Consider the following 24657-nt stretch of genomic DNA (forward strand, 5'->3'; position numbering starts at 1 on the left):
CGAAGCGGGTTTGAGAGGGATTACTGCCTGGTCACACGGCCTTGACCATCACATAAGCCCGGCCGTCCGGCTCGATCGAGATCACGCGACCGACTGCATGCAGGTACTGCTTCATGCTGAGATCGTCCTCGTGCACGGCGATGCCCTTGATGCCGGCGCCGTCCTGCACCGGCACGATGTAATCACCAGGCTGGGTACCCAGCACGTTGACCGGCACGCGGCCAGCGATGGCGATGCGGTCGACCTTCTGGCGCTCGACTTCCAGCGCCGCGTCGAAGGCGGCCATGGCTTCGGCGTCCTGCTGCACGGCGATGCTATGGGCGGCCAGCGCGGCGGTGTAGGTAGCCTGCTTTTCCGCCCACTCGTCATCGGTGTCGCCGGGTTCGGTCACCACGTCCTCGTATTCGGGTGGGTTGGTGCCGGGTACTACCTGCTGCGTAAGCACGTCGGCACGGCGCTGCGACTGGGTCGGCACTGGGCCTGCCTGGGGCGATGGGCGTTGCCCGACGTCATTCGCCCAGGAGTCGCCACCGACAAACGAGGGCGCGGTCGATTTGATCGAGAACATGACGGCATCAGACCATTGGTCGGTGACTTTATTGTCGGCTGTGATGCCTACTATTTGACCGGGAGCGACGATGCCGCAGATTGGGCTTTTGAAAATGTATTCGGCATAGTCATTTCCCATGGTATTGACGGTGCCACGGTTGTTGCTACTACGTCCTGTGACAGTGTTTGCTCCAAGAAGTAGCGCGGCATGCGTTAAATTTCCGTAGCCCCCTTCACACGTTCTAAACCCCCCTGAGTCAACGAAAGTAACTATATCTGTACCTTGTGGGCCGCCCATGGCGAGAACGTGATGGGCAGTGTTCCCATTAGTCCCAGCGTTAAGAATAGGGATGAAGACTGCACCCGTCCCCTTCACCGCAAGAAGATCGCCACTCCAGTAATTTGACTGCGTGTCATACGCCTTAAGCACCATCCTGTAGCTTTCTTTGTACAGATTGTTTGGCGTACCATTGTTATTGCCCGCAGACGTGAACCAGCTAAAGCATCCGGGGTAGGTGGTTCCCGATACTCCACCAACACCGAGTCGCAAGCTGTCCCGATCCTGACCGGCTGCCATACCAACACCACCCGTAGATAAGAACGAGGTAGTTATTGACTCGTCACCTACTGATAGTATCTCACTAACCAGCATACCCTTACCGGAATTTGCCGACTTCCACCGTGGTGCAATGTAGCCGATGGTTCCCGGTATAGCCGACGTGTCAAATATCACTGTGCCTTCTGGGCCAGGACTACCTAATACAACTGGAGTTGCATATGTCGCTGTATTTATCCCTGTAAGATCAAAAGATGCATTGGCAAAACCGTCAAGAAAGGCGTAGACGCCATATGTTAAGTCCAGGTGCCTATAAACAATGATGCGTGCACTCCCCCGTGCCACACCTTCGAGATGCCAGTCCACATAAAATCCACCCCTTACGCCCATAAGAAGGGTAATAGCAGACGTATGTACTGAAAGCCACGTGTCATTTAACGTCCCGCGTATGAGAAGATTCTCTTGAGTCCCTGCGTCGTCCTGCGAAAACGTTGCGAGTTTGTACCAGTTCCGCAGCCCTACAGAGCTTGTGAACATGTACCCGTACTTGGCGGTGCCGCCAACACCGATAGGTCTGTCTGACCTGACCGGAATCGCAGGATCAAGCCACTCCGGGGTCATGTATCCATTCGGCCCGCCAAGTGGCGACCGCCCCACAGCTGGCGCATACGACGCCACCACGGCGCCGCGCCCGGCCAGCTCGTTCAAGCGCTGGATCGCGTCCTTCTGACCGTAGTAAAAAAAATCGCTCATTACAACTCCTCTATTTCAATGTTGGTGGCATATGCCTGGAAAGATGGCGTGGTGATGGCGGCCAGATTGGCCAGTCGGCCATACACCTGGTGCGCCTGCTCGAGCTCGACATCGTCGCTGTCCGGATACAGGCTGATGAAAAGCGGACGAGACAGGCCGTTGCCGCGCACGATGCGCCACAGTTCCGCACGATCCAGCGGCGTCATGTGATCGAGCGCCAGCGACAGCTTGCGATATATCGCGCCCCGCTCCACCTTCTGTTCGCCGGCGCCGTTGCGGTACTGGCTGCTGGTATCGATTGGCGTGATACCGGCGCCATACGATGCGTTCTGCTCGGGACTCCAGTAAGCCCCCGCCACCAGGCGGGGAGCCTCGATGTAGCCGGCAGGATTGTCGGGGTCGGCCAGGTCGATCACCAGTTTCCTGATGCTGCGCATCTGGAACCAGCAACGGGCATAGGTGTCGCCGCCGTAGCTGTAGGCATTCAAGCCCAGCGGCAATGCGCCCCAGTCCCACATGCCCAGCCGCGCATACTCGCACGCTGGCATGACGCCCGTATCGAATGCAGGGGCAGTGTGGCCAGGCTCGATGTAGCCGCGCACGCGGATGGTTGCCCCTGGGGTCAGGTTGCAAAACGGCAAGGCCGCGCCACCGACGATTTCCGGTGACGGCCACGTTGCCGTGATGCTCAGCGCTGTGCCAATTGAGCGCAATACCAGAGACTTTCCCTCGCGCTGCAGATTGGCCGGCCCCAACTTGCCGGCCTGGCTCGATGCCGTCAACATTGCACGGTCTGCGGCATTGTCGTAAATGATGCGCAAGTTGCTCATACGCCCCCCTGCACTGGCCAAACGATAGCCTCAAGCGCATCAAACGAAGTGGCAGCAGCGATCTGCCCCCGCAAGTGAAGAGCGATAGCGAACGCCTCGGCAACCTGTGCCCCCAGCGCGGCGCCGACGGCGATCATGCCGGCCGCATCGAGCGTCAAGTGGGTGTTATCCGACAAGGTCCAGTCAACGCTGTATGGCTGGCCGGCAGCCTGCGCCAGCAAGGCCAGCTGTGTGGCTCCAACGATACGATCCTTGTCTGCCTGATACGTGGCACCACAGCACACAAAATCCGCAGCCTCGGCAAGAGCACGCGCCTGCTTGATGCGCGCCCAGGTACGAGCTTTGACGCTGTCCAGCGTTCTTGCATCTATCCACATGTCTGCCTTCGCATCGTATTCGTGGTGCTCGCTGGGCTGTGGCGGCACGACCTTTCCTGTGCGCTCATTCGTGTGAGTGCCATCACTGTTGACAATGATTGTTTCCATTAAAAATTCCTTGCGATCACAGTCGCCTGACACTGTTTAAGATAAAGTTTCCCCATATCGGCAGCCCAGTAAGAGGCGTCGGTCGCAGAAACGCCAAACTGGATCGTGCTACCAGGACTGACCTCAAGCGTTAGCCCGTAGCCTGTCGCAGCAGGACCGTCGCCTCCCTGCCGCTCCCGGACTCCGCTCATCCAGGCCCACACCCCGCCATTGATGCGGTACCAGATGCTCAGTTGGTCATCAATCACTGCAGTGCAAATGATCGAAAAGAAGACCCTGCCAGAGCGGATGCGGCGCTCGGCAGGCCAATCTGGAGCGTTATGTTTGAACAGAACTTCCTGAGACGTAAATACAACTGCGGAACTGATCGCGTCATTTTTAATAAACACCCCGGACGCAGAAGATTGCAGCGAGACCGATGGGTAGCCAGGTTCGAAGAAGGCTGTTGCTGCAGCAGATGTACCTACAGATACCCGCGCGGATGAGAGGTCGCCGGAAAACGTTCCTGATGCACCTTTTAGCTCGCCGGTAAAAACTCCGCTCGCGACCTTCAACTCTCCCGAAAACGTTCCGGAAGCTGCTAAAAGTTTGCCTGAAAAGGTCGCCTGCCCACCATTGACGACCAGGCCTGGCATGGACACATAACCACCGCTTCCCAACTCTACGTAGCCACCTGTTGCAGGGTTACCAAGCAATAGGCCCCGCTCACTCAGGTGAAAGCCAATGCCGCCGTTGCTCGGCCAGCCATAGGCATTGCCTGGATAGCCTGAGCCGCCATGCAACGTCGTGCCGTACAAGTCGCCAGCGACCACACTCCCCAGGTTCGCCTTGATGGCGCCAAGCGTGTCGCCCACAATCGCCTTCGCCGCCACCGTCCCTTCGACCAGCAAGCTGCCATTCAACACCGTCCCCAGCACCATCCAGGCGCCATCAACGTAGAACTTCGTCACCGCATGCGTCGCGTCATACAAGGTCACCACGTCGCGGTTGACCGGCGCGCCATAGCCTGCGTGGCCCAGCTCATACACGGCCGAGGCATCCGACCAGGCGGAGTAGCCCGGCGCCGCTACCGTGACGGTGCCGCGCTGGCCGGTAGCGCCATCGGCGGCCAGGCGCGCGGCGGCGGCCCATTCGCCTGGGGCGATGTCGTCGGTCGCCGTGCGCGATGCGGCCGTGGCGCCCGACGTGAACAGGTAGGCGCCGCCCGCCGCCGGCACCTGGGCCGACCAGCCATTGTTCAGGCCAGTCAGCGTGCCGCTGGCAAACGTGAAGGTGCAGGCGGCCGAAGGCAGCGCCGGTGCTATGTTGGTCGCGCCGCGCTGGTAGATGCGCACGGGTGCCACGTTCAAGCCGTCGGTGCCGTCCTTGGCCAACTGCACCGCCGCCGACCATTCATTGGCGGCGATATTGTCCGTGGCATTGCGCGAACTGGCGGCGGCCACGCGCACGTACAGCGGCGCCGTGCCGGCCGGGATATTTTTCGACCAGCCATTGGCCAGGTCGTTGCCGGCCGGCGTCGTGATCGCGGCGGTATTAAAGGTAAAGATTACGTCGCCCGGTGAATCACCGGGCGCAGCGGCCGCGCGCTTGTAGGCGAAGGCCTGGCCCGTGTTCAAACCGGCCAGGCCCGTCTCGCCGGCGGCGCCGTCGAAGACCTTGCTGACCATGTAGTTGGCGAGGTAATCGACGCCGAATTCACGGATGCGTGCCTGCACCAGCGCCGTATCGGTAGTCATGCCGGCAAAATCGACGGTGGCCACGTTGCCGTTGACCCGCAACGCCGTGCCTGCGGATACGGAAAACACAATATCGCCCACCACATTGACCGGCTTGGCGGTAATGGCGATCGAGCCGGGCGCGCCAGTGCCGGCGCTATTGACGCGGAAGACGGGCGTGCTGGCAGACATCAGGAGCGCCTTGCCGTCGGCCGTCGTGCTGAAGCGCTCCGCCGTGGCCTGCAGCAGCGTATCGCGTTCTCCCACTATGGCGCTCATACGAGCACCCCCACCGTCACTCGGCCCGTCAGCCAGTAACGCGACAGCAGCACCACCACGCCCGGCACGCCATCCTGCAAGCCAAAGCGTTCAGCGCGCAGTTGTACGGGCTGTCCCAGTTCCAGCATCATCATCTCGGGTTCTCCATCAAATTCGTAAATGGTGCGCGGCACCTTGTTCAGGGCCAGGCGCCGCTGCGCTTCCGCGCGGGCGTCGGCGCGCGTCTTCAGGCAGGTATCGATCTGCAGCGGGTCGTCGGACAGGCGGTAACGCGCACGCACGGCTTCATCGACCACCGTTTCCGTCAGCCATTCCGTGGCATACAAATCCGCATGCACGGGTGGAATGCTGGTCGTCAGGGCAGCCTGCAGCGTGTAGTTGCGGTCGAAGCCGATCTTCACGGCGGCCGTCACGGGCACACGCTGCGCGGGACGCAGCGAGCGTTCGCGCATCTGTTCCGGACCGATTTCCACCGGCACGCCGGCGGCTGGCAGCGCGATCTGCACGAGGCGCAGCTGGCCGGTGCGCGACATGATCGCCTGGGCGCCCACGCTGGCCGCCAGTTGCTGGATGGCCTGCGCCTGGTTCGTGCGGTCCGCAACATGCAGACCCACCGGCTGCGGGTGCGACGCGTCGAAGGCGGCCAGGTTGTCCAGGTCCAGGTCGGCCAGGGTAAAACGGTCGGCTGCCTTGCCGTAGGCGGTGGCGATGCGCTGCACCAGCGGCGCGATGCGCGGCGCATAGCCGCCGCCCTTGTCGCCCTGCACACTGGCCGTGATCGTGGTGGAAAACGGATCGGTAGTCAGGTTGAAGCGCCCCGCCTGGTCATTCAAGGCCACGGCGATCGGCTTGCCGTTGGTGCGCACCTCGAACGTCGATTCGACGGCGCCGAGAAAACCGTATTCCAGCGTGGCGGGATTGGTCAGCAAGGGCGCCACGTTGTGGCACTCACCGAACGGAATCGGCAGGATGGCGTCCTTGTTCGGCGACGTGCCACCCAGCTTGGCTTCGGAGATCGGCGTATTCAGGCGCTGCAGCTTGTCGCGCAACACCAAGTTGACCGACTCGCGCCCCGCACTGGCCACGTCGGCGATGATGCCGTCGAAGACCAGCTGGAAGTCGGCACGCTGCCAGGAGGGATCGCCGGCCCAGGCCTTGATGGGCCGGTTCATCCAGACATCATCCAGCCAGCCATCGAGGGCGCCATCGGCGTTATCGAGTTCGATGTCGCCGCCCGACAACCCCGCCTCGCCGGACAGGCTGACCTGTTCCGTGAAGGCCAGGCCGCCTTTGGCCAGTGGCAGGTACGCAGTATTCGCCGGCACCTCAACCGGCCCGGTGACGTAGGGACGAGAGGCGATATACCGCGTCACCTCGCTGCCGGCCACGTTCACCTGCGCCTCGATCAGCACCATGCGGATGGCCGACGGGCTTTGCAGCCAATCCTGAAATTGCGCATCGGTCATGCGTATTCTCCTTTCACTGCATTGGCCCAGGCGGATGCCCGGGACGATTTATCCACGCCATCGACCACCGTCCTGGCGGCACTGGCATTCGATTCAAAGGTGGCCTGGATGGTGGCGCCCGTTTGCGCCCGCTGGTCGGCACGCAAGCCTTCCAGTTCCACGCGCATGGCCTGGTTGTCTTCGCGCAGGCCGCGGATTTCGGCGACCAGGACCTCGGAGCCGACGTTCGCCGCCGACGAGTAGCGCACGGGGTCGAAGACTGCCGCTGCAACAGAGGAAGTCATCGCAGCCAGTGCTGCGACCACGGGAGGATTACTGAGTTGCACACCCAGATCCGCCGCACCGCCCATCGCCGCCCGCAGGCCGGCAATGGCTTGCGCCACCGTCAGCACGCTGTCGTTGATGGTGATCAGGCCTGACACCTGGGCATTGAGCGCATCGAGGCTGGCCTGCTGCACGTCGACCTGCGCGGCCGCCCATTTCAACGCTTCCTTGTTCGCTTCTACCACGCGGGCATAGTCCGCGGCATAACGTGCGTCGGACGCGTTGACCACTTGCGATGCCGTCAAAAATGCCTGTTCGGCGGCGGACAAGCCCGATTGCGCCGTCGAATCGCCCGCATTCGCCGCCGCCAGGGTTTTCTCGAACTGGGCCCGAGCTTCAGCGTACTTCTGCTCAGGCGTCAGCGTCGACTGGGCTCCCAGCGCCATGCTGGAGTTCAGGCCATTCAGCGTCGTCACCCACGATTTCGATTTCTCCAGCGCCGACTTGGCCGCCGCCGATTCCGTTTCATACGCCTTGGCCAGCGCATCCTTCGCGCTGGTCACCGCCTTGAGCGCCTGGATCTGGTCGAACAATCCCCGATTACCGTCGGCGATGCTGGCGCGCTGGGCGGCCAGCAATTGCGCTTCAGTCTTCGTCAGTTCGTTCAACTGCTGCTGCAGCTCCTTACGCTCGCTTAAAATTTCCGCAGCGGTTTTACTTACCACACCAAATTCATCACCATAACGGGTCAACTGGATAAACGCTTCTGCTACGCTCATCAATGTCGCATAGCTTTTTCGTCCAGTATCAGTCGTCAGGTCCTGCGTCAATGCCAGTTCCTTGAATTGTTTGACATCGGTAACTGCCGCCCCCTTGCTGATAGGTTTGAGCACCGCATCAAGGCTACTCCGCAGGCTGTCTGCCTTCTCCTTATCTGTAAAGAAATTCTCAAGGAAGTAGCCACCTTGTGAGGTGAGGTTATCCAAACCACCAGACAACTTGATCAGCTCTTCCCTGGCATTGATCGACGCTATGCCAACGGAACCAAATGTCTTGCCAAGGGAGTGCATGACTGCATCAATAGTTGCGTAATCATTGGCGACACGGATTAACGTTTCAAACGCCCCCTCTCCAACTTTGGCAAAGTCAGTCAGATCTCCGACAGCAGACATGACCATGTCATCACCGACCTTTGAGAAAGCGGCCTCAAGCTTGGTTTGCGCCTCCGCACCTGTCAGTCCCTTCAGGCTGATGAGTCCGAGGTCAACCACGAAGGAGTTCAACTTCGCAGTAAATTCATTCCCCCCCACTCCGATCGCATTTGCCGCCGCGCGCACCCCATCTCCCAAGCCGGTAAGTATCAGACGGAACTGATTGCTAATTTCCTTAGGCAATGCCACCTTTTTAACTTCACTATCTTTGTCGTAGGTAAGTCCTAACATTTTTTTCTTTGTCTCAACATCGGCATAAGACTGAGCAGTGAACCGCCCGTTGCCTATTTCTTCCAGAGACATGGCTCCCGCTGTCAAGCCCTGGTCTTTTACGGACACCGACGTCCCAAACAACTTGCCCATTACGCCGCCCAGTAACTTACCGACGACAGCACCTACCGCCATTCCAATCGGCCCGGCAATGGCTCCAATTGTCGTGAGACTACTGCCAATAGCACCCATTGTCATAACGCCGGCGATACTGCCACCCAACAATGCCCCGCCATAGGCGCCCACGCCTTGTAGGGCGACAGATCCCAGCTTTCCACCCAACGGCGTCGTACCAGTCATCACGCTAGCTGCCGCAGCATCCGCACCGTCAGTGCGTGCAAGGAGTGCACCAAGTCCGCCAATACCACTTTCTATACTGCGCAGCGACGAAAGCATGCCAGCACTAATTTGCATACCTCGATAAGTATTGTCCTGAACCATCTCGAGCGACTTGGCGATAGATTCAGACTTTGCAGAGCTATCTCCCAGCACGGAACCCGTGCCAATAGAGGCCTGTCTTGCCTGTGAGTTGCTACCTACACCACCACTGCCTCCGCCAATCGCCACGCCCAAGCCAGCCACGATCGCCGCCATGGCCGCCATGCGGCCGAACGCCGTATAGGGATCACCCGATCCCTGGCTCAGTACTGCGCTGATACCCTTAGGTACCAGTTCGGCCAGGGTCATGGCCACTTCCGCAGCATGAAATACCTGGGAAACCGTGGTCAAGGCCTTGTAGCCGGCACTCTGCTCGTCAAAGAAGCCGGCCGCGGCACCGGCCATGTCGCTGTAACCTTTCATCTGTGCTTGCGTAGAATCAAGCTGCGCTTTCGATTTCGCGGCGATTTTCGCTGGTTCGTCCCCCTTGGCATCCTCTTTCGCATTCGCCAGGGTCCGTTGAATATCCTGCTGGGCCTTCTTGTGATCAACCAGCGCTGCGGTAACCTTGCCTATCGTGCCGCCCACCTTGCCGAAGGCCTTTTCCAGCGCATAGCCCAAGGCTTTAGCGCCATCGGCAGCCTCTTTCCATTGCTGCTCGTCGGCTGCCTTGGCATCGGCGCGGTCCTTGGCCGTTTTTGCCTTCGCGTCGTCTTCCTGCTTTTTCCGCGTGTCTGCTGCCTGCTGGCGGGCGATTTCTTCCACCTGCGCCAGCTCGGCCTGTATCTTCGGCTCCACCCTCGCTTTGGCGGCGCCAGCTTCGGCGATCTTGTTCTTGTTTTCCTGAACAGCTTGCGGCGTTTTCGCCTTAAAGGCGCTCAACACATCGATCTGCTTCTGGTAGGCATCCGCTTCCGCCTTGCCCCGCTCGCGAATGGCGTTTTGACGACGCTCAAAGTATTGCTCGTCGCTCAGTGCGCCCCCCTTGCGATACAATTCATCGAGCTTGGCGCTCTGCTCAAAGCCCTCCGTTTTCAAGCGCAACTCACTTTGAATGGCTTGCAACTGCCCGGCACGCTTTGCCTCGCGATCGTCAGAACCAAAGGCGGGCGGAGGTGACGCAACCTTGAATGCGGCATGAATACTGGCACGCATCTTTTCCTGCTCAGCAAAGGGAACCGCCAGTGGCGTTCCTTTTAGTGTGGCAACGTGTTTGTTGTAATTCTCAATTACTGCGGATTCCTGGCTAATTTTTTGGGCGTAAATCTTAGTGATCGCGTCGATGCCCTTTTTTGCTTCTTTTTCAGCATCATTTTTCTCTTGAGTCGCAAGCTGCGCATCGGCAACTTTTCTCTCCTGGGTTTGCTGATTCACCAGCACCTGTCGCACCTTTGCCATCTGTTCAAGAACCTGCTCCAATTGCTTGCCACTTATGCCCATGCCTTCATGCGTATCCAGGCTGGTATGGCCTGTGGCTTTTAACAACTCGACGCTCTCATCATGTCGAAGGATCTTGTCATCCACTGTGGTCCTGCGTCCGACTCCATTGACGCTATCGCTAGCATTCGACTGGAGGGTGTTAATTTCCCGCATCGCAGCGCCAACAGAGCTCAGGTTTTCGCCGCGTTTTTTCAGCTCCTCGTTGTAACTCTTCGCCGTCGCAATCATCGCTTCCTGGGTCTTGCCTTCCTCCTCGAGCGTCTTGATATGCTGATACTGGCTGGCATCCAGTGTTCGATACACCTCGGCATGGGTATCGACCCAGTTGACAACACCGCCAGCCATCGTGGCAAAGTTCGCGGCAACCTCCCCTGCTGGCTTATTTGTACGCTGCGCCGCGGCTACAGCGGCGGCGCCAACCGACAGAATGGCCTCGCCCGTAAACTCTCCCGTTTCCAGCAATGTTTGCAAGGCTACGCGTGCCTCGCCCATACCTGCATTCTCAAGCTTGGCAACCGACCTCACCATGTCATTGAACTGCCCTTCCGTGATGCCAGCCGAATTGCCTGTCAGTTGCATTGCCCTGGCAAAATTATCCGACTCTTGTTGCCCCTTCACGTAGGCATTCGCTGCAAATGCGGCAGCTTCCCCAAGCATTTGCAGCGCCAATACCGGCCCCGCACCCAGGCGCGTGATTGCTAGTTCCGTCAAGCCGGAGGCATTCGCCAGCTCCCCCAGGCCATCCTTGATTTTCCCGATGTCGGCGTTCATGCCGCCTTCACCGATCTTCAACGACGCCCTGGCAAAACCTTCGACCGCAGTCATGCCCTTGAACAAGGCATCCGAAGCGTCGCTGCTTTCGTCACCAAGGACTCTGGATGCGTCTGCCGCCGCGCGTACCGCTTCGGCCTGCGCACGCATGACTTGCTCAGAATCGCGCATCCTGATGTTCGCATCCTGGACTTGATGTCCAGCCTCGCCGCTGGCGGCGGCCAGGTCGCTTATCGCCTGCGTACCTGCCCTCACTTCCGCCGTATTCACAACAATTAATATTTCCGTTATATCTGGCATGGTTGGCCCATAAAAAAGGCCGCGCATGGCGGCCGGGTTGGAAAATGCGGGTCAGCCCGCCGCATGCTGGTGCGACAGGAACAGCGCGTCGAGCTGGTCCAGCAGCTGGTGCTCGAACGGCTCGATGGCGATGGCGTGGCGCGCCTGCCAGGCGAGGATTTCCGTGCTGGCGATGGGGTTGACGGCCATGCCGTTCTGCCGCTTGCGGTTCAAGTGCGCGAACCATTCCCACACGTGGGCCAGCTCGAACGGCATGGGCGGCACCTCCTCCTCGGGCGGCGCGCGGTACAGCGGATGGCGCCGGGCGGCATCGATATGATCGCCCTTGGCATGGCCGTCGGCCGCCCGCGCGCCGCGCTCGAACTGGTGCCCGGCGTAGCGCAGCAGGCTGGCCGTCAGAGTTTCAAAAAATTCGACTCGTTTTCCAGCGCCGTGGTGACCTTTTCCTGCCAGGTCGGGTATTTTTCAAAGGCCGCTTCCAGCAGTGCCGGATCGAGCGGCACAGGCGCGCCGTTGCTGGTGAAGCCGTACCAGCCCGTGACCACGGCCAGCGCCAGGCGCTTCTGGTTGCCGTCGATGGCTTGCACCAGCAGTTCCGCGCCTTCGTCGGTGGATGCGTCGATGGCCGTCTTGCGGCGCGCCGATTTCTTGTAGCCTTCGGCGCGCACGGCGTTGTTGGCCAGGCGGTATTGTTCGCTGTTCTTGCCGACGATGGTCAGGCCAGCCACCGCTTCGCCATCCGCGTCGAAGATGACGGGCACGTCGAACGTGACGGGAGCGGCGGCCGCGTGGATGTTGCCGATGTCGAAACCTGCCTGGATTTTTTGTGCGTTGTTCATGTGTGCTGCTTTCTGGATGAAGTAAAGGTAAAAAGGCCGCCATCACGGCGGCCCCGGTGCAACTGTCAGCCGCTTACAGCGCGCTGTCCTGGATGGTCAGGGTGGTCGCTTCGTGCTGCGCGTCGGTGCCCTTGTAGCGCAGGACGTCGAAGGAGCAGGTGACGATCTTGTTTTTCTCGCCGTCGTCGATCTTGGCCGAGGTGATCTTGATGCGGCCCATGGCCAGCGCCAGCACGTCGGCGGCCGGCGCCGTGCCCGACGCCATGGCGTAGGCCAGCGGAATTTCCGTCTCGGACTTGAAGTAGTCGAGGTAGGTGGCGTCCTGCAGCAGCACCGTGAACTGGCCCGAGCCCATCACCTTGCCGCGCGAGGCGGCCGTGGCGTATTTCGAGCCGATCACCGGGTCGACCTTGACCTGGCCGTCGAGCGAGACGGACATGCCGGTGCAGATCTGCGACGGGATGCCGTTCACGGACAGCATCGCCGTGGCGCCCGAAAACTTGCCGGAGCCCGGCGCGGCCAGCGGCGCGGCGAAATGCGGCACGGCCGTGGTCGGGCCTTCCGCCTTGCCCATCAGGGTGAAGTCCAGGCTGGTGATGCCGTTCGGCTGCACGGCGATATCCATCTTGCTGACCAGCTGGTCGACGAAGCTGCGGTGCACGCCGATGTTCGGGTCCTGCACTTCGGCCGTGAACCAGTCGGTGGTATGGCCCGTCAACGGGGTGAAACTGCGCTTGCCCACGGCCGCCACGCCGACCGAATCGCCGGCCGCCTTGACGATCATGGCCGAACCATCCATGAACTGGCCATTCAGGTTGGTGGCCGTCACCGACGTGACGAAGAAGTTCTTCGCGTTGTTGGCGGCGGCCGGCGCCGTCATGCCGGTGATGCGCACCACGCTGCCGGCACGGAAGCCTTCGGCCAGCCAGGAGCCGGCGCTGCGCGTCAGGCCCGTGGCGGCAGCGGCGATGGTGGTTTGCGCGGCAGCCACGCCGCCGGCCGTGAAATCGCGGCGCAGCAGCGCGGCCATCAGCGGTGCATACGTGCCGCACGCCGCCTCGGCCTTGATGGCGCCCGTGGTGCGGAAATTGCCCAGGCGGGTATCGCCCTGCTGCTGGCTGGCGTCGATTTCGGCGCTCGCGTATTTGTCCGCTTCCGTGTCGAACGTGGCCGTGACGCGGGGATAAATCTGGCCGCCGCCGGCGGCGGCCTTGCTGCCTTCCGCGCTTTGTTTGCTGATAACGATCAAGCTGTCGATGCCGTTTGCTGTCGATGCCATAGTTGTAAAACCTTTCGTGGGATGAAAACCGCCGGGGCGGTCTTGTGGGAGAAACTGAAAAATGGGAGATGAAACGAAAAAGCCCGCGCGGTGAGGCGGCGGGCTGGCGTCCGGATGGCGCGGGGCCATGCCGGACGGAAGTTGGGCGAAGGGGCCGTGAAAGCCATTCGCTGCGCTGATTTCCCCTATCGGTGTCGCGCCAAAAGCGCGTCTATTACGAGTGGAGAAGCATGTAGTGTACTGCGGTGTAACGTGTGTTGCCGGTGTTGCTGTTGCTGCGTGATCGAGACTCTATTCTAGGGGCGATTTTTTCAGCATCGGGCATATTGCAAAAAAACTTTTTAGTGACCGAGGCGGCGCATGGCGCGGGCGCCGTGCGACTGGAAGATGGCTTCCAGTTCGCTGACCATGTCCTTGATGCGTTCGAGCTCAAAGCCGCCGGAGCAGCTGATGGCCGCTTCGCCGGCGCCGTGGCACGCCTGGCAGACGACAGGCGCGCCGGCCTGCATGGCGGCGACGACGCCCGTGCCGTGGCAGACCTTGCATTTGCTGTCGAGCCAATGCGCGAGCGACGCTTCGGCCACGCGGCGGTACAAGGTATTGGCCGCCTGCGCATCCCAGGCCGTCTGCGCCTTGACCCAGCGGCGCGCGCGGCCCTTCCGCGCTACGGCCGCCGTCCAGGCGCGCAGCAGCTGCGCCAGGTTGCCCGCATTGCCTTCGAACAGGCGGCTGATGGTGCCGTCCGCGTACTTGACGCGGCACAGCAAGGCGCCCATGTCGCCAGCCAGCGCGGCCGCCGCGATGACATCCAGGTCGTGGTGGACGCCATCGTCGCGCAAGTTCTGCGACGACAGCGATGCGATGAATTTTTCTGCAAACCCCATGATTTCTCCTCGTTGATTCTTGTATCAGTTACTCGCCGGGCCAAACAGGGCCGCCACGAGCGGATCGCGGCGCGCCGTGCCGCGTGCCCAGCTGGCCGTGCGGCGCACCTGCGGCGGCAGTTCGGCCCAGCCATCGACCTCGTCGTCCTGTTCGCCCAGCGCGTACAGGGCGGGCCGCTGGCGCCCCGGTTCCGTGCAATGGCGCTGCGCCAGGTGGATCTGTCCCATGCCGCACATGTGGCGCAAATAGCGGCTCATGGTGCCCGCATCGAGTCCCAGCAAGGCGGACAATTGCGCCGCGCTGGTCTGGCCCTGCTCGCGGATGTACTGCGCGATGCGGGCGATATGCAGCTGCGACTTCTTGCTGCGTCCCTGTAACTGGCGCCCCTGCCGCGGCGCCTCCCTGCTTTCGACCAATTGACTGCTATTCAACATTTGCCTGACCTCCCGTGGTGCTGCCCGCCAGCAGACGCTGTAGTGCGTTTGCGACAGGCAACGAGTGGACTTTATCAATCGCTAATGTTAAAGTCAAGCATTTGGTAATTTATCAAACGGTAAATTTCAGGTTTAATGTGGAGATGAATATGTATCAATACAGACGCGACCGCCTGCTGGCCCTGATCCGCGAGCACTACGACAACACGCGCAAGAAAATTTCCGACGTCAGCGGCTGGAGCGAGGCGCGCATCTCGCAAATTCTCTCGCCAACCTACCGCGAAGGACGCGCCTTCAGCGAGAAGATCGCGCGCAAGCTGGAAGCGGACCTGCAGCTGGGCAGCATGTATTTCGACCAGGGCGCGGCGCCCGACCAGGCGGCGCTGGCCGCGCGCACGCTGGCTGGCGTGCAGCCGGTGGTCGTGGATGATGGCGAGGATGAACGCTTTTACGCGATCCGCAAGGTGAAACTGCGCCTGTCGGCCGGCATCACGGGCTTTGCCATCGAACCGGAAACGCACGATGGCAGCACCATCAGCGTGCCGCGCAGCTGGGTCGAGCGCAATGGCTACCACCCTGAAAAACTGGTGGCGATCAAGGTCAAGGGCGAGAGCATGGAGCCGGCCCTGTACGAGGACGACGTGGTGATCATCAATACGGCCGACAACCGGCCGGCCGATGGCATTGTGTTTGCCATCAATTACGAAGGCGAGCCGGTGGTCAAGCGCATGGCGCGCGATATCGGCGAATGGTGGCTGACGTCGGACAACCCCGACCAGCGCAAATACCACCGCAAACTGTGCAGAGGCAACGAATGTCTGATCGTGGGCAGGGTCGTGCGCAAGGAAAGCGACCGCATTTGAAAACGAAATTTATCGATTGATAAACTTCGCTCCCATCATGACGCTTACGCCAGCGCCGCCTGGATCTGCTGCAGCGATGCCGGATCATCCATCGACGTCAGGTCTCCCGGGCTGCGCCCTTCGCAGATGGCCTGGATCGAACGGCGCAGCAGCTTGCCCGACCGCGTCTTCGGCAGCTGTAGCACGAACAGCACGCGCGCGGGCCGCGCCACGGCGCCCAGCTGACGGTCGACGACGGCCATCACTTCGCGTTCCAGCAGCGCTTTCGCCTCGATGCTGTCGACACCCTGCGGATTCTTCAGGATCACGAAAGCCATCGCCACCTGCCCTTTGAGCTTGTCTTCCACGCCCACCACGGCCACTTCCGACACGTTCGGATGGCTGCTGATGCTTTCCTCGATTTCGCGCGTGCCCAGGCGGTGGCCGGCCACGTTGATCACGTCATCGGTGCGGCCCAGGATAAAATAATAGCCATCCGCGTCGCGCACGCCCCAGTCGAACGTGGAATACACTTGCCGGCCGCTGAAGGTGGACCAGTAGGTGTCGACGAAGCGCTCGTCGTCGCCGTACACCGTTTGCATGCAGCCGGGCGGCAGCGGGCCCTCCAGCACCAGCACACCCTTCTCGTTGGCGCCGCACTCCTCGCCCGTCGCTTCGTTGAGCAGCTTGACCTGGTAGCCGTACATGGCCATGCCCGGGCTGCCCAGGCGCGTCGGCGTATCGGCCACGCCTTTCGCCACAGACAAGATTGGCCAGCCCGTCTCCGTCTGCCAGTAGTTGTCGATGATGTCCACTTTCAGCTCATCGGCGATCCACTGCGAGGTGGTTTCATCGAGCGGCTCGCCCGCCAGGTACAGCGCCTTCAGCGAGGACAGGTCGTATTTGCGCATCAGTTCCACCGGGTGCTTGCGCAGCACGCGGATGGCCGTCGGCGCCGAGAACATGCGCGTGACCTTGTATTTTTCAACGATGCTCCACCAGACGCCAGCATCGGGACAGATGGGCAAGCCCTCGTACAGGATGGTGGCCATGCCGGCGATCAGCGGGCCATACACGATGTAGGAATGGCCCACCACCCAGCCGATATCCGAGGTGGCAAAGAAGGTCTCGCCGGGCTTGCCGCAGAAGTTGTACTGCATCGACGACGCCAGCGCCACCGCATAGCCGCCCACGTCGCGCTGCACGCCCTTCGGCTTGCCCGTCGTGCCCGAGGTGTACAGCACGTACGACGGCTCGTTCGATTCGAGCCAGGTGACGGGCACCTGCGCATCCAGGTGCTGCTCGCGCAGTGTCGCGTAATCGACGTCGCGGCCCGCCGTCAGTGCCATCGGCACCAGGTGGCGATCGACCAGCAATACCTGCTGCGGCTTGTGCGCGGCGATGCGGATGGCTTCGTCGAGCAGCGGCTTGTAGGCGATCGCCTTGCCATTGCGCGAACCGGCATCGGCGGAAAACACCAGCTTGGGCTGCGCATCGTCGATGCGGCTGGCCAGGCTGTTGGCGGCAAAGCCGCCGAAGACCACGGAATGCACGGCGCCGATCCGCGCGCAGGCGAGCATGGCGAACGCCGCCTCGGCGATCATCGGCATGTAGATCAGGACGCGGTCGCCCTTGACGACGCCCAGCGACAGCAACATGGCGGCGCAGCGCTCCACTTCGCGCTGCAGTTCGCGAAAACTGTAGCTGCGCTCGGTGTTCGTCTCGGTGGAAATGGCGATCAGCGCGGCCGCATCGCCCTGGCTGTCCACCCAGCGGTCGACGGCGTTGTGGCACAAATTGGTGGTGCCGCCGACGAACCATTTGGCGAACGGCGGCCGGGAATAGTCAAGCACTTGCGAAAACGGGGCATGCCAGTCGATCTTTTCCGCTTCCTCGCGCCAGAAAGCATCAGGCGTGTCGATCGAGCGTTGATAAAATGCTGCGTAATTCATGTCTCCTCCGGTGTGCGTGCAATCTGTAGCGGGCCTGGGCGCCGCTGATGTGTACCACCTGCCTGCGTATTTCTTCCTAAAACGCGTCGCCGGGCACGCGCACGCACCCTTCCATCAGCACGCGCGCGCTGCGGCTCATGATGGCCTTGGTGACGCTCCATGCGCCATCGGCCTGCTGCGCTTGCGCCCCCACCGTCAGGGTGCCGGACGGATGGCCAAAGCGCACGCTGGTTTTTTCGCCGCCGCCCGCCGCCAGGTTGACCAGGGTGCCGGGGATCGCTGCCGCCGTGCCGATGGCAACAGCGGCCGTGCCCATCATGGCGTGGTGCAGCTTGCCCATGGACATGGCGCGCACCAGCAGGTCGATATCGCCCGCTTTCACCTGCTTGCCGCTGGACGAGACATAGCCGGCCGGCTTGGCGACAAACGCCACTTTCGGCGTGTGCTGGCGCTTCGCCGCCTCGTCGAGATGCGCGATGAGCCCCATGCGCAGCGCACCATGCGCGCGGATGGTCTCGAAACGGGCCAGCGCCGCAGGATCGCCATTGATGGCGTCCTGCAGCTCCGTGCCCGTGTAGCCGATGGCCTGCGCATCGACAAAAATCGTCGGGATGCCGGCGTTGATCATCGTGACTTTCAACACGCCGATGCCAGGTACGTCGAGGTCATCGACCAGGTTCCCAGTAGGGAACATGGCGCCACCGCCGCCCTCTTCCTCCGCGGCCGGATCGAGAAATTCCAGTTTTACTTCGGCGGCCGGGAAAGTCACGCCATCGAGCTCGAAGTCGCCCGTTTCCTGTACTTCGCCATGCGTCATGGGCACGTGGGCGATGATGGTCTTGCCGATATTGGCTTGCCAGATGCGCACCGTGGCGATGCCGTTTGCAGGCACGCGGGCGGCGTCCACCAGGCCACTGGCGATGGCGAACGAGCCGACGGCGGCCGACAGGTTGCCGCAATTGCCGCTCCAGTCGACAAAGGGCTTGTCGATGGAGACCTGGCCGAACAGGTAGTCGACGTCGTGCTCCGGCTTGCTACTTGTCGCCAGGATCACCGTCTTGCTGGTGCTCGACGTGGCGCCGCCCATGCCGTCGATCTGCTTGCCGTACGGGTCGGGGCTGCCGATCACGCGCAGCAGGAGCGCATCGCGCGCCGCGCCCGGCACTTGCGCGCTGGCGGGCAAATCCTGCAGGCGGAAGAACACGCCCTTGCTGGTGCCGCCACGCATGTAGGTGGCGGGGATGTTGATTTGGGGAGTATGGCTCATGTCATTTTCTGGAAAGAGGTAGGTCGGATTAGCGGGGCATCGCCACGCGTAATCCGACACATTGTTGGCGGGTTTTTCACAAACATTGTCGGATTACGCTACGCTAATCCGACCTACCCGATTTATGCTGCCTTGGACGACTCGAGGAAATCCTGGGCGAATCGCTGAAGCACGCCGCCCGCCTCGTAGATCGACACCTCTTCCGCCGTGTCGAGGCGGCAGGTGACGGGCACGTCGAGCGTTTCGCCATTCTTGCGGTGAATGACCAGGGTCAGGGTGGAGCGCGGTGTGCGCTCGCCGACGACGTCGTAGGTTTCACTGCCGTCCAGGCCCAGGGTCTTGCGGTTCACGCCAGGCAGGAATTCCAGCGGCAGGACGCCCATGCCCACCAGATTGGTGCGGTGGATGCGCTCGAAGCCTTCGGCCACGATGGCTTCCACGCCAGCCAGGCGTACGCCCTTGGCGGCCCAATCGCGCGACGAACCCTGGCCATAGTCGGCGCCGGCGACGATGATCAGGGGCTGCTTGCGCTCCATGTACACCTCGATGGCTTCCCACATGCGCGAGATCGTGCCTTCCGGCTCGATGCGCGTGAGCGAACCCGCTTTCACTTTACCGTCTTCGGTGACCATCTCGTTTTTCAGGGTCGGGTTGGCAAACGTGGCGCGCTGCGCCGTCAAATGGTCGCCCCGGTGGGTGGCGTAGGAATTGAAGTCTTCCTCCGGCAAACCCATCTTCGCCAGGTATTCGCCGGCCGCACTATCGAGCATGATGGCGTTCGATGGCGACAGGTGATCCGTGGTGATGTTGTCGCCCAAAACGGCCAGCGGACGCATGCCTTTCAAGGGGCGCGCGCCAGCCAGCGCGCCTTCCCAGTACGGCGGACGGCGGATGTACGTGGTATTCGGACGCCAGTCGTACAGGGGGCTGACCTTGATGCCGTCATCCGCCTGCGCGGCAAACATCGGTATGTACACCTTGCGGAACTGCTCCGGCTTGACGCTGGAGGCGACGATGGCGTCGATCTCCTCGTCCGATGGCCAGATATCCTTCAATAAAATCGGCTTGCCGTCCGGGGCGATACCCAGCACGTCCTTCTCGATGTCGAAGCGGATGGTGCCGGCGATCGCATACGCCACCACCAGCGGCGGCGAAGCGAGGAAAGCCTGCTTCGCGTACGGGTGGATGCGGCCATCGAAGTTGCGGTTGCCCGACAAAACGGCGGTCGCGTACAGGTCGCGCGACACCACTTCTTCCTGGATCACGGGGTCGAGCGCGCCCGACATGCCGTTGCACGAAGTGCAGGCAAACGCCACGACGCCGAAGCCCAATGTTTCGAGCTCCGGCAGCAGGCCCGCTTCCTGCAGATACAGTTCCACGGTTTTCGAGCCGGGCGCCAGCGACGATTTCACCCACGGCTTGCGCGTCAGGCCCAGGCGGTTCGCATTGCGCGCGATCAGGCCGGCGGCGATCATGTTGCGCGGGTTGTTCGTGTTGGTGCAGCTGGTGATCGCTGCGATGATGACGGCGCCGTCCGGCATCTTGCCCGGCTCGTTTTCCACCACGCCGGAAATCCCGCGCGCGGCCAGTTCCGACGTCGGCACGCGGTTGTGCGGATTCGACGGCCCGGCGATATTGCGCACCACGGACGACAGGTCAAAGCTCAAGACGCGCTCGTATTGCGCGTCGGCCAGGCTGTCGGCCCACAGGCCCGTCTCCTTGGCGTACAGCTCCACCAGTTTCACCAGTTCGTCGTCGCGGCCCGTCAGTTTCAGATACTTGATGGTTTGCGCATCGATGTAGAACATGGCGGCCGTGGCGCCGAATTCCGGCGCCATATTCGAGATCGTGGCGCGGTCGCCCAGGGTCAGGTGCGAAGCGCCCTCGCCAAAGAATTCCAGGTAGGACGAGACGACCTTCTGCTGGCGCAGAAATTCCGTCAGCGCCAGCACCGTGTCGGTGGCCGTGATGCCCGGCTGCGGCTTGCCCGTCAGCTTGACGCCGATGATGTCGGGCAAACGCATCCACGAGGCGCGGCCCAGCATCACGCTTTCCGCTTCCAGGCCGCCCACGCCGATGGCGATCACGCCCAAGGCATCGACCATTGGCGTATGCGAATCGGTGCCGACCAGGGTATCGGGATAGGCCACGCCATTTTGCACCTGGATCACGGGCGACATGCGCTCCAGATTGATCTGGTGCAGGATGCCGTTACCGGGCGGGATCACGTCGACGTTCTTGAAGGCTTTCTTGGTCCAGTCGATGAAATCGAAACGGTCTTCGTTGCGGCGGTCTTCGATGGCGCGGTTCTTGGCGAAGGCATCGGGATCGAAGCCGCCGCATTCGACGGCCAGCGAATGGTCGACCACCAGCTGCGTAGGCACCACCGGATTGACCAGCGCCGGGTCGCCGCCCTGGGCCGCGATGGCGTCGCGCAGGCCGGCCAGGTCGACCAGGGCAGTCTGGCCCAGGATGTCATGGCAGACGACACGGGCGGGGAACCACGGAAAATCGAGGTCGCGGCGGCGCTCGATGAACTGGCTCAGCGAAGCGTTCAGTGTCGCCGGATCGCAGCGGCGCACAAGGTTCTCGGCCAGCACGCGCGAGGTGTAGGGCAAGGTGGCGTAGGCGCCTGGCTGGATCGCATCGACGGCGGCGCGCGTGTCGAAGTAGTCTAGCTGGGTGCCTGGCAAGGATTTGCGGTACAGGGTATTCATCGTCGTAACCATTATTTGCGGTCCTTGATCGGCACGAATTCCAGGTCTTCCGGGCCCACGTAATTGGCGCTCGGGCGGATGATCTTGTTATCGATGCGCTGCTCGATGATGTGGGCGGCCCAGCCCGAGGTGCGCGAGATGACGAACAGCGGCGTAAACATCGCCGTCGGCACGCCCATCATGTGGTACGACACGGCCGAGAACCAGTCCAGGTTCGGGAACATGTTCTTGATTTCCCACATGACCGATTCCAGGCGCTCGGCGATATCGAACATTTTCGTGGAACCGGCTTCCTGCGACAGCGAACGAGCCACTTCCTTGATGACCACGTTGCGCGGGTCCGAGATCGTGTAGACGGGGTGGCCGAAGCCGATCACCACTTCCTTGTTGGCCACGCGCTCGCGGATGTCCGCTTCCGCTTCATCGGCGTTGTCGTAGCGTTTCTGGATATCCAGCGCCACTTCATTCGCGCCGCCGTGTTTCGGGCCGCGCAGCGCGCCGATGGCGCCCGTGATGGCCGAATGGATGTCCGAACCCGTGCCGGCGATGACGCGGCTGGTGAAGGTCGAGGCGTTGAATTCGTGTTCCGCGTACAGAATCAGCGAGGTGTGCATGGCTTTTTCCCACGACGCCGATGGTTTTTCGCCATGCAGCAGGTGCAGGAAGTGGCCGCCGATCGAATCGTCGTCCGTTTCCACTTCGATGCGCTTGCCGTTATGGCTGTAGTGGTACCAGTACAGCAGCATCGAGCCGAACGACGCCATCAGGCGGTCGGCGATGTCGCGCGCGCCCGGCGCGTTATGGTCGTCTTTTTCCGGCAGGGTGCAGCCCAGCACGGACACGCCCGTGCGCATCACGTCCATCGGGTGGGCGGCGGCCGGCAGCGCTTCCAGCGCCGATTTCACTGCCGACGGCAGGCCGCGCAAGGATTTCAATTTGGCCTTGTAGCCTTTCAGTTCGGCGGCAGTCGGCAGCTTGCCGTGCACCAGCAGGTAGGCGATTTCCTCGAACTCGCAGCTGTCGGCCACGTCCAGGATGTCATAGCCGCGGTAGTGCAAATCGTTGCCGGTCTTGCCGACCGAGCACAGCGCCGTATTGCCGGCGGTGACGCCGGACAGGGCGACGGATTTTTTAGGCTTGAAAGTGGCGGCTTGCGGTGCGTTCATTGATTTCTCCAAAAATTGACTAGTCTCGGTTGCATCACTGCGGGGCCGGCATGCGGCCCCTGCTTCTTTACTTTTCTTTACTTATTTCTTTTGCGCGGCGAACAGCGCATCGAGCCTTTGCTCGAAGTCGTGGTAATTGATCGATTCATACAGTTCCATGCGCGTCTGCATGGTGTCGAGCACGTTCTTTTGCGTGCCATCGCGGCGCAGCGCGCGGTAGACGTTGTCGGCCGCCTTGTTCATGGCGCGGAATGCCGACAGCGGATACAGGGCCAGGCCCACGTGGGCGCTGCGCAGTTCGTCCAGGGTGAACAGCGGCGTGGAACCGAATTCCGTGATGTTGGCCAAAATCGGCACATTGACGGCCTTGGCAAACGTGGCGTACATCTCCAGGTCGGTGATGGCTTCCGGGAAGATCATGTCGGCGCCCGCCTCGACGCAGGCGACGGCGCGCTCCAGTGCCGCTTCCAGGCCATCGACGGCCAGCGCATCGGTGCGCGCCATGATGACGAAGTTCGGGTCCGTGCGCGCGTCGACGGCCGCCTTGATGCGGTCGACCATTTCTTCCTTGCTGACGATTTCCTTGCCAGGACGGTGGCCGCAGCGCTTGGCGCCCACCTGGTCTTCGATGTGCAGGCCGGCAGCGCCGAACTTGATCATCGATTTCACGGTGCGCGCCACGTTGAAGGCGGAGGAACCGAAGCCCGTGTCGGCGTCGACCAGCAGCGGCAGGTCGCACACGTCGGTGATGCGGCGGATATCGGTCAGCACGTCGTCCAGGCTGGAAATGCCCAGGTCCGGCAAGCCCAGCGAGCCGGCCGCGACGCCGCCGCCGGACAAATAGATGGCTTTATAGCCGGCGCGCTTGGCCAGCAAGGCGTGGTTGGCGTTGATGGCGCCGACCACTTGCAACGGGGATTCTTCCTGGACGGCCTTGCGGAATGCGGCACCTGCGGAGTATTGAGTCATGTGTTCACCTTATGGGTTTCGGATGGTCCCGAATGTTTCACGGAGTGGCTATGAGCATCAGTATTGCAAATGCCGTGCCAGGCCAGCGCTGCGCTGCGGAAAACCCGTGACGGCAGAGTGAAAACAGGGGCTGAGGCGCCAGCCAGCGCTGCCCCCTGGGCTGTCCCGCCAGGCAACAGCAATGTCACGTTTGGCGTCAAAAACGTTTCAATATTGTTTCATGCAATCCATTTTGAAACATTTCGTGGAACATGCAACAGGCGGCAGGACGCGCAATAAAAACAGCCGGCGGGCGCCGGCTGAGGAATACAACGGAAACGACAAGACCAAACTAGGCCAGGCGTACCAGCGGATTGGCGATGATGTTGTCGATCTGGCGCACGGCTTCCTCGCAGGCGGCGGCAATGGCGCCGTCCTCGTCGTCGCGCACGAACTGCATGGTCGAGCCTTCGAACACTTCCAGGCCTTCCGCGGTGGCGCGTTCGATGTCGCAACTGGCTGACCATTTGCCGTCGGTAGTGGGCACGGCCAGGGGAACGATTTCCCAGCCTTTATAGTGAATTTTAGAACTGTTATCCATGGGGTGCCTCCTTCGTGACTGACTCAATAGTGGAAATCGTAGCATGAAGCGCGACTGGCGGCGATGTGTTTCATGCGCCAGCGCACGGCCAGGCTCACTTTCAGGCTAAACGATTTACGCTGGCTCAAGGGCGCAACAGATTATCCACTTCCGTCCTGGCCACTTGCAGGCCAGCCGTGCAAGCCGTTTCGGGGGCCGCGTAGCCGCCCAGGGTGCGGCTGCGCGTGATCGCCTGCGCTTCCGGCTCACCTTCGCGCTGCAGGCGGTAAGTAAAATCCCATAGATCGTCGTTATCCTTTTGCGGGGTCACGGAAATGGTAAAACCGCGGTACTGTTCGCTGCGTGCAGTGATATCGTTCATGAATTCCTCCTTGGAAGAGTGAGGTTAGCACGCGGCAAGACACAGGGTGCGCACGGTAGTCGCGTGCCTGGCCTGGCTGCTTATCTGTTTTTCGCATGT

19 protein-coding genes are annotated in these 24657 nt (G+C 61.6%); 1 reads left to right on the forward strand and 18 read right to left on the reverse strand.

The features are described from left to right. Positions 1 to 31 precede the first annotated feature (31 nt). From AC54AF_RS06380 to AC54AF_RS06430, 11 genes are all read right to left on the reverse strand, one after another. On the reverse strand, positions 32 to 1858 hold the full coding sequence (locus tag AC54AF_RS06380; RefSeq protein ID WP_496635851.1) for a hypothetical protein: 1827 nt from the start codon (positions 1856 to 1858) through the stop codon (positions 32 to 34). Continuing rightward, positions 1858 to 2688, reverse strand: a complete 831-nt coding sequence (locus tag AC54AF_RS06385) for a hypothetical protein (protein WP_496635852.1) — start codon at positions 2686 to 2688, stop codon at positions 1858 to 1860. The genes AC54AF_RS06380 and AC54AF_RS06385 overlap by 1 nt, the downstream gene beginning before the upstream one ends. Next, positions 2685 to 3173 carry a DUF4376 domain-containing protein gene (locus tag AC54AF_RS06390; protein WP_496635853.1) on the reverse strand — a complete coding sequence of 163 codons (489 nt, stop codon included), beginning with the start codon at positions 3171 to 3173 and terminating at the stop codon, positions 2685 to 2687. The genes AC54AF_RS06385 and AC54AF_RS06390 overlap by 4 nt, the downstream gene beginning before the upstream one ends. Next, positions 3173 to 5167: a hypothetical protein gene (locus tag AC54AF_RS06395; protein WP_496635854.1), complete on the reverse strand. Its 1995-nt coding sequence runs from the start codon at positions 5165 to 5167 to the stop codon at positions 3173 to 3175. Before AC54AF_RS06395 ends, AC54AF_RS06390 begins: the two co-directional genes overlap by 1 nt. After that, positions 5164 to 6633, reverse strand: coding sequence for a hypothetical protein (locus AC54AF_RS06400; protein ID WP_496635855.1), 1470 nt, complete (start codon positions 6631 to 6633; stop codon positions 5164 to 5166). The genes AC54AF_RS06395 and AC54AF_RS06400 overlap by 4 nt, the downstream gene beginning before the upstream one ends. Next, positions 6630 to 11267 (reverse strand): phage tail length tape measure family protein, encoded by a 4638-nt coding sequence (locus tag AC54AF_RS06405; protein ID WP_496635856.1) that lies wholly within the window; start codon positions 11265 to 11267, stop codon positions 6630 to 6632. The genes AC54AF_RS06400 and AC54AF_RS06405 overlap by 4 nt, the downstream gene beginning before the upstream one ends. 51 nt (positions 11268 to 11318) lie before the next feature. Further along, a complete protein-coding gene (locus tag AC54AF_RS06410) occupies positions 11319 to 11729 on the reverse strand; it encodes a phage tail assembly chaperone (RefSeq protein ID WP_496635922.1) in 411 nt (136 codons plus the stop codon). Beyond that, positions 11663 to 12106: a hypothetical protein gene (locus tag AC54AF_RS06415; protein ID WP_496635857.1), complete on the reverse strand. Its 444-nt coding sequence runs from the start codon at positions 12104 to 12106 to the stop codon at positions 11663 to 11665. The genes AC54AF_RS06410 and AC54AF_RS06415 overlap by 67 nt, the downstream gene beginning before the upstream one ends. A 73-nt stretch (positions 12107 to 12179) precedes the next feature. Further along, positions 12180 to 13385 (reverse strand): phage tail tube protein, encoded by a 1206-nt coding sequence (locus tag AC54AF_RS06420; RefSeq protein WP_496635858.1) that lies wholly within the window; start codon positions 13383 to 13385, stop codon positions 12180 to 12182. Positions 13386 to 13726: 341 nt separating this feature from the next. Then, entirely contained in the window at positions 13727 to 14269 is a 543-nt protein-coding gene (locus AC54AF_RS06425; RefSeq protein WP_496635859.1) for a hypothetical protein, read from the reverse strand. Positions 14270 to 14293: 24 nt separating this feature from the next. Beyond that, entirely contained in the window at positions 14294 to 14704 is a 411-nt protein-coding gene (locus tag AC54AF_RS06430) for a FeoC-like transcriptional regulator (protein ID WP_496635860.1), read from the reverse strand. A 149-nt stretch (positions 14705 to 14853) separates the two neighbouring features. Between AC54AF_RS06430 and AC54AF_RS06435 the strand changes: the two genes are divergently transcribed. Next, positions 14854 to 15567, forward strand: a complete 714-nt coding sequence (locus AC54AF_RS06435; RefSeq protein WP_496635861.1) for a S24 family peptidase — start codon at positions 14854 to 14856, stop codon at positions 15565 to 15567. A 44-nt stretch (positions 15568 to 15611) separates the two neighbouring features. Here the strand turns inward: AC54AF_RS06435 and AC54AF_RS06440 are convergent, their stop codons facing one another. The 7 genes from AC54AF_RS06440 to AC54AF_RS06470 all read right to left on the reverse strand — a co-directional run bounded on the left by AC54AF_RS06440 (position 15612) and on the right by AC54AF_RS06470 (position 24558). After that, entirely contained in the window at positions 15612 to 17498 is a 1887-nt protein-coding gene (locus tag AC54AF_RS06440) for a propionate--CoA ligase (RefSeq protein ID WP_496635862.1), read from the reverse strand. A gap of 76 nt (positions 17499 to 17574) precedes the next feature. Continuing rightward, positions 17575 to 18765: a 2-methylaconitate cis-trans isomerase PrpF gene (gene prpF / locus AC54AF_RS06445; protein ID WP_496635863.1), complete on the reverse strand. Its 1191-nt coding sequence runs from the start codon at positions 18763 to 18765 to the stop codon at positions 17575 to 17577. Between the two features lie 122 nt (positions 18766 to 18887). Beyond that, entirely contained in the window at positions 18888 to 21482 is a 2595-nt protein-coding gene (gene acnD, locus AC54AF_RS06450) for a Fe/S-dependent 2-methylisocitrate dehydratase AcnD (protein ID WP_496635923.1), read from the reverse strand. An 11-nt stretch (positions 21483 to 21493) separates the two neighbouring features. After that, positions 21494 to 22648 carry a bifunctional 2-methylcitrate synthase/citrate synthase gene (prpC, locus tag AC54AF_RS06455; RefSeq protein ID WP_131689781.1) on the reverse strand — a complete coding sequence of 385 codons (1155 nt, stop codon included), beginning with the start codon at positions 22646 to 22648 and terminating at the stop codon, positions 21494 to 21496. An 81-nt stretch (positions 22649 to 22729) separates the two neighbouring features. After that, the gene (prpB, locus tag AC54AF_RS06460; protein WP_496635864.1) at positions 22730 to 23617 is read right to left on the reverse strand and encodes a methylisocitrate lyase; all 888 of its coding nucleotides are present in this window, start codon (positions 23615 to 23617) and stop codon (positions 22730 to 22732) included. Between the two features lie 331 nt (positions 23618 to 23948). Beyond that, on the reverse strand, positions 23949 to 24197 hold the full coding sequence (locus AC54AF_RS06465) for a hypothetical protein (RefSeq protein ID WP_076571626.1): 249 nt from the start codon (positions 24195 to 24197) through the stop codon (positions 23949 to 23951). 124 nt (positions 24198 to 24321) lie between these two features. Then, entirely contained in the window at positions 24322 to 24558 is a 237-nt protein-coding gene (locus AC54AF_RS06470) for a hypothetical protein (protein ID WP_099667425.1), read from the reverse strand. Positions 24559 to 24657 lie beyond the last annotated feature (99 nt).

The organism is Janthinobacterium sp. JF4 (assembly GCF_059617925.1).

What these genes read in the sequence shown, in the direction of transcription:
- AC54AF_RS06470 (WP_099667425.1), bottom strand. Translation starts at nt 24,558, where the DNA reads ATGAACGATATCACTGCACGCAGCGAACAGTACCGCGGTTTTACCATT.
- AC54AF_RS06385 (WP_496635852.1), bottom strand. Translation starts at nt 2,688, where the DNA reads ATGAGCAACTTGCGCATCATTTACGACAATGCCGCAGACCGTGCAATG.
- AC54AF_RS06435 (WP_496635861.1), top strand. Translation starts at nt 14,854, where the DNA reads ATGTATCAATACAGACGCGACCGCCTGCTGGCCCTGATCCGCGAGCAC.
- prpC (WP_131689781.1), bottom strand. Translation starts at nt 22,648, where the DNA reads ATGAACGCACCGCAAGCCGCCACTTTCAAGCCTAAAAAATCCGTCGCC.
- acnD (WP_496635923.1), bottom strand. Translation starts at nt 21,482, where the DNA reads ATGAATACCCTGTACCGCAAATCCTTGCCAGGCACCCAGCTAGACTAC.
- AC54AF_RS06395 (WP_496635854.1), bottom strand. Translation starts at nt 5,167, where the DNA reads ATGAGCGCCATAGTGGGAGAACGCGATACGCTGCTGCAGGCCACGGCG.
- AC54AF_RS06430 (WP_496635860.1), bottom strand. Translation starts at nt 14,704, where the DNA reads ATGTTGAATAGCAGTCAATTGGTCGAAAGCAGGGAGGCGCCGCGGCAG.
- AC54AF_RS06400 (WP_496635855.1), bottom strand. Translation starts at nt 6,633, where the DNA reads ATGACCGATGCGCAATTTCAGGATTGGCTGCAAAGCCCGTCGGCCATC.
- prpB (WP_496635864.1), bottom strand. Translation starts at nt 23,617, where the DNA reads ATGACTCAATACTCCGCAGGTGCCGCATTCCGCAAGGCCGTCCAGGAA.
- prpF (WP_496635863.1), bottom strand. Translation starts at nt 18,765, where the DNA reads ATGAGCCATACTCCCCAAATCAACATCCCCGCCACCTACATGCGTGGC.
- AC54AF_RS06380 (WP_496635851.1), bottom strand. Translation starts at nt 1,858, where the DNA reads ATGAGCGATTTTTTTTACTACGGTCAGAAGGACGCGATCCAGCGCTTG.
- AC54AF_RS06390 (WP_496635853.1), bottom strand. Translation starts at nt 3,173, where the DNA reads ATGGAAACAATCATTGTCAACAGTGATGGCACTCACACGAATGAGCGC.
- AC54AF_RS06440 (WP_496635862.1), bottom strand. Translation starts at nt 17,498, where the DNA reads ATGAATTACGCAGCATTTTATCAACGCTCGATCGACACGCCTGATGCT.
- AC54AF_RS06405 (WP_496635856.1), bottom strand. Translation starts at nt 11,267, where the DNA reads ATGCCAGATATAACGGAAATATTAATTGTTGTGAATACGGCGGAAGTG.
- AC54AF_RS06420 (WP_496635858.1), bottom strand. Translation starts at nt 13,385, where the DNA reads ATGGCATCGACAGCAAACGGCATCGACAGCTTGATCGTTATCAGCAAA.
- AC54AF_RS06465 (WP_076571626.1), bottom strand. Translation starts at nt 24,197, where the DNA reads ATGGATAACAGTTCTAAAATTCACTATAAAGGCTGGGAAATCGTTCCC.
- AC54AF_RS06415 (WP_496635857.1), bottom strand. Translation starts at nt 12,106, where the DNA reads ATGAACAACGCACAAAAAATCCAGGCAGGTTTCGACATCGGCAACATC.
- AC54AF_RS06425 (WP_496635859.1), bottom strand. Translation starts at nt 14,269, where the DNA reads ATGGGGTTTGCAGAAAAATTCATCGCATCGCTGTCGTCGCAGAACTTG.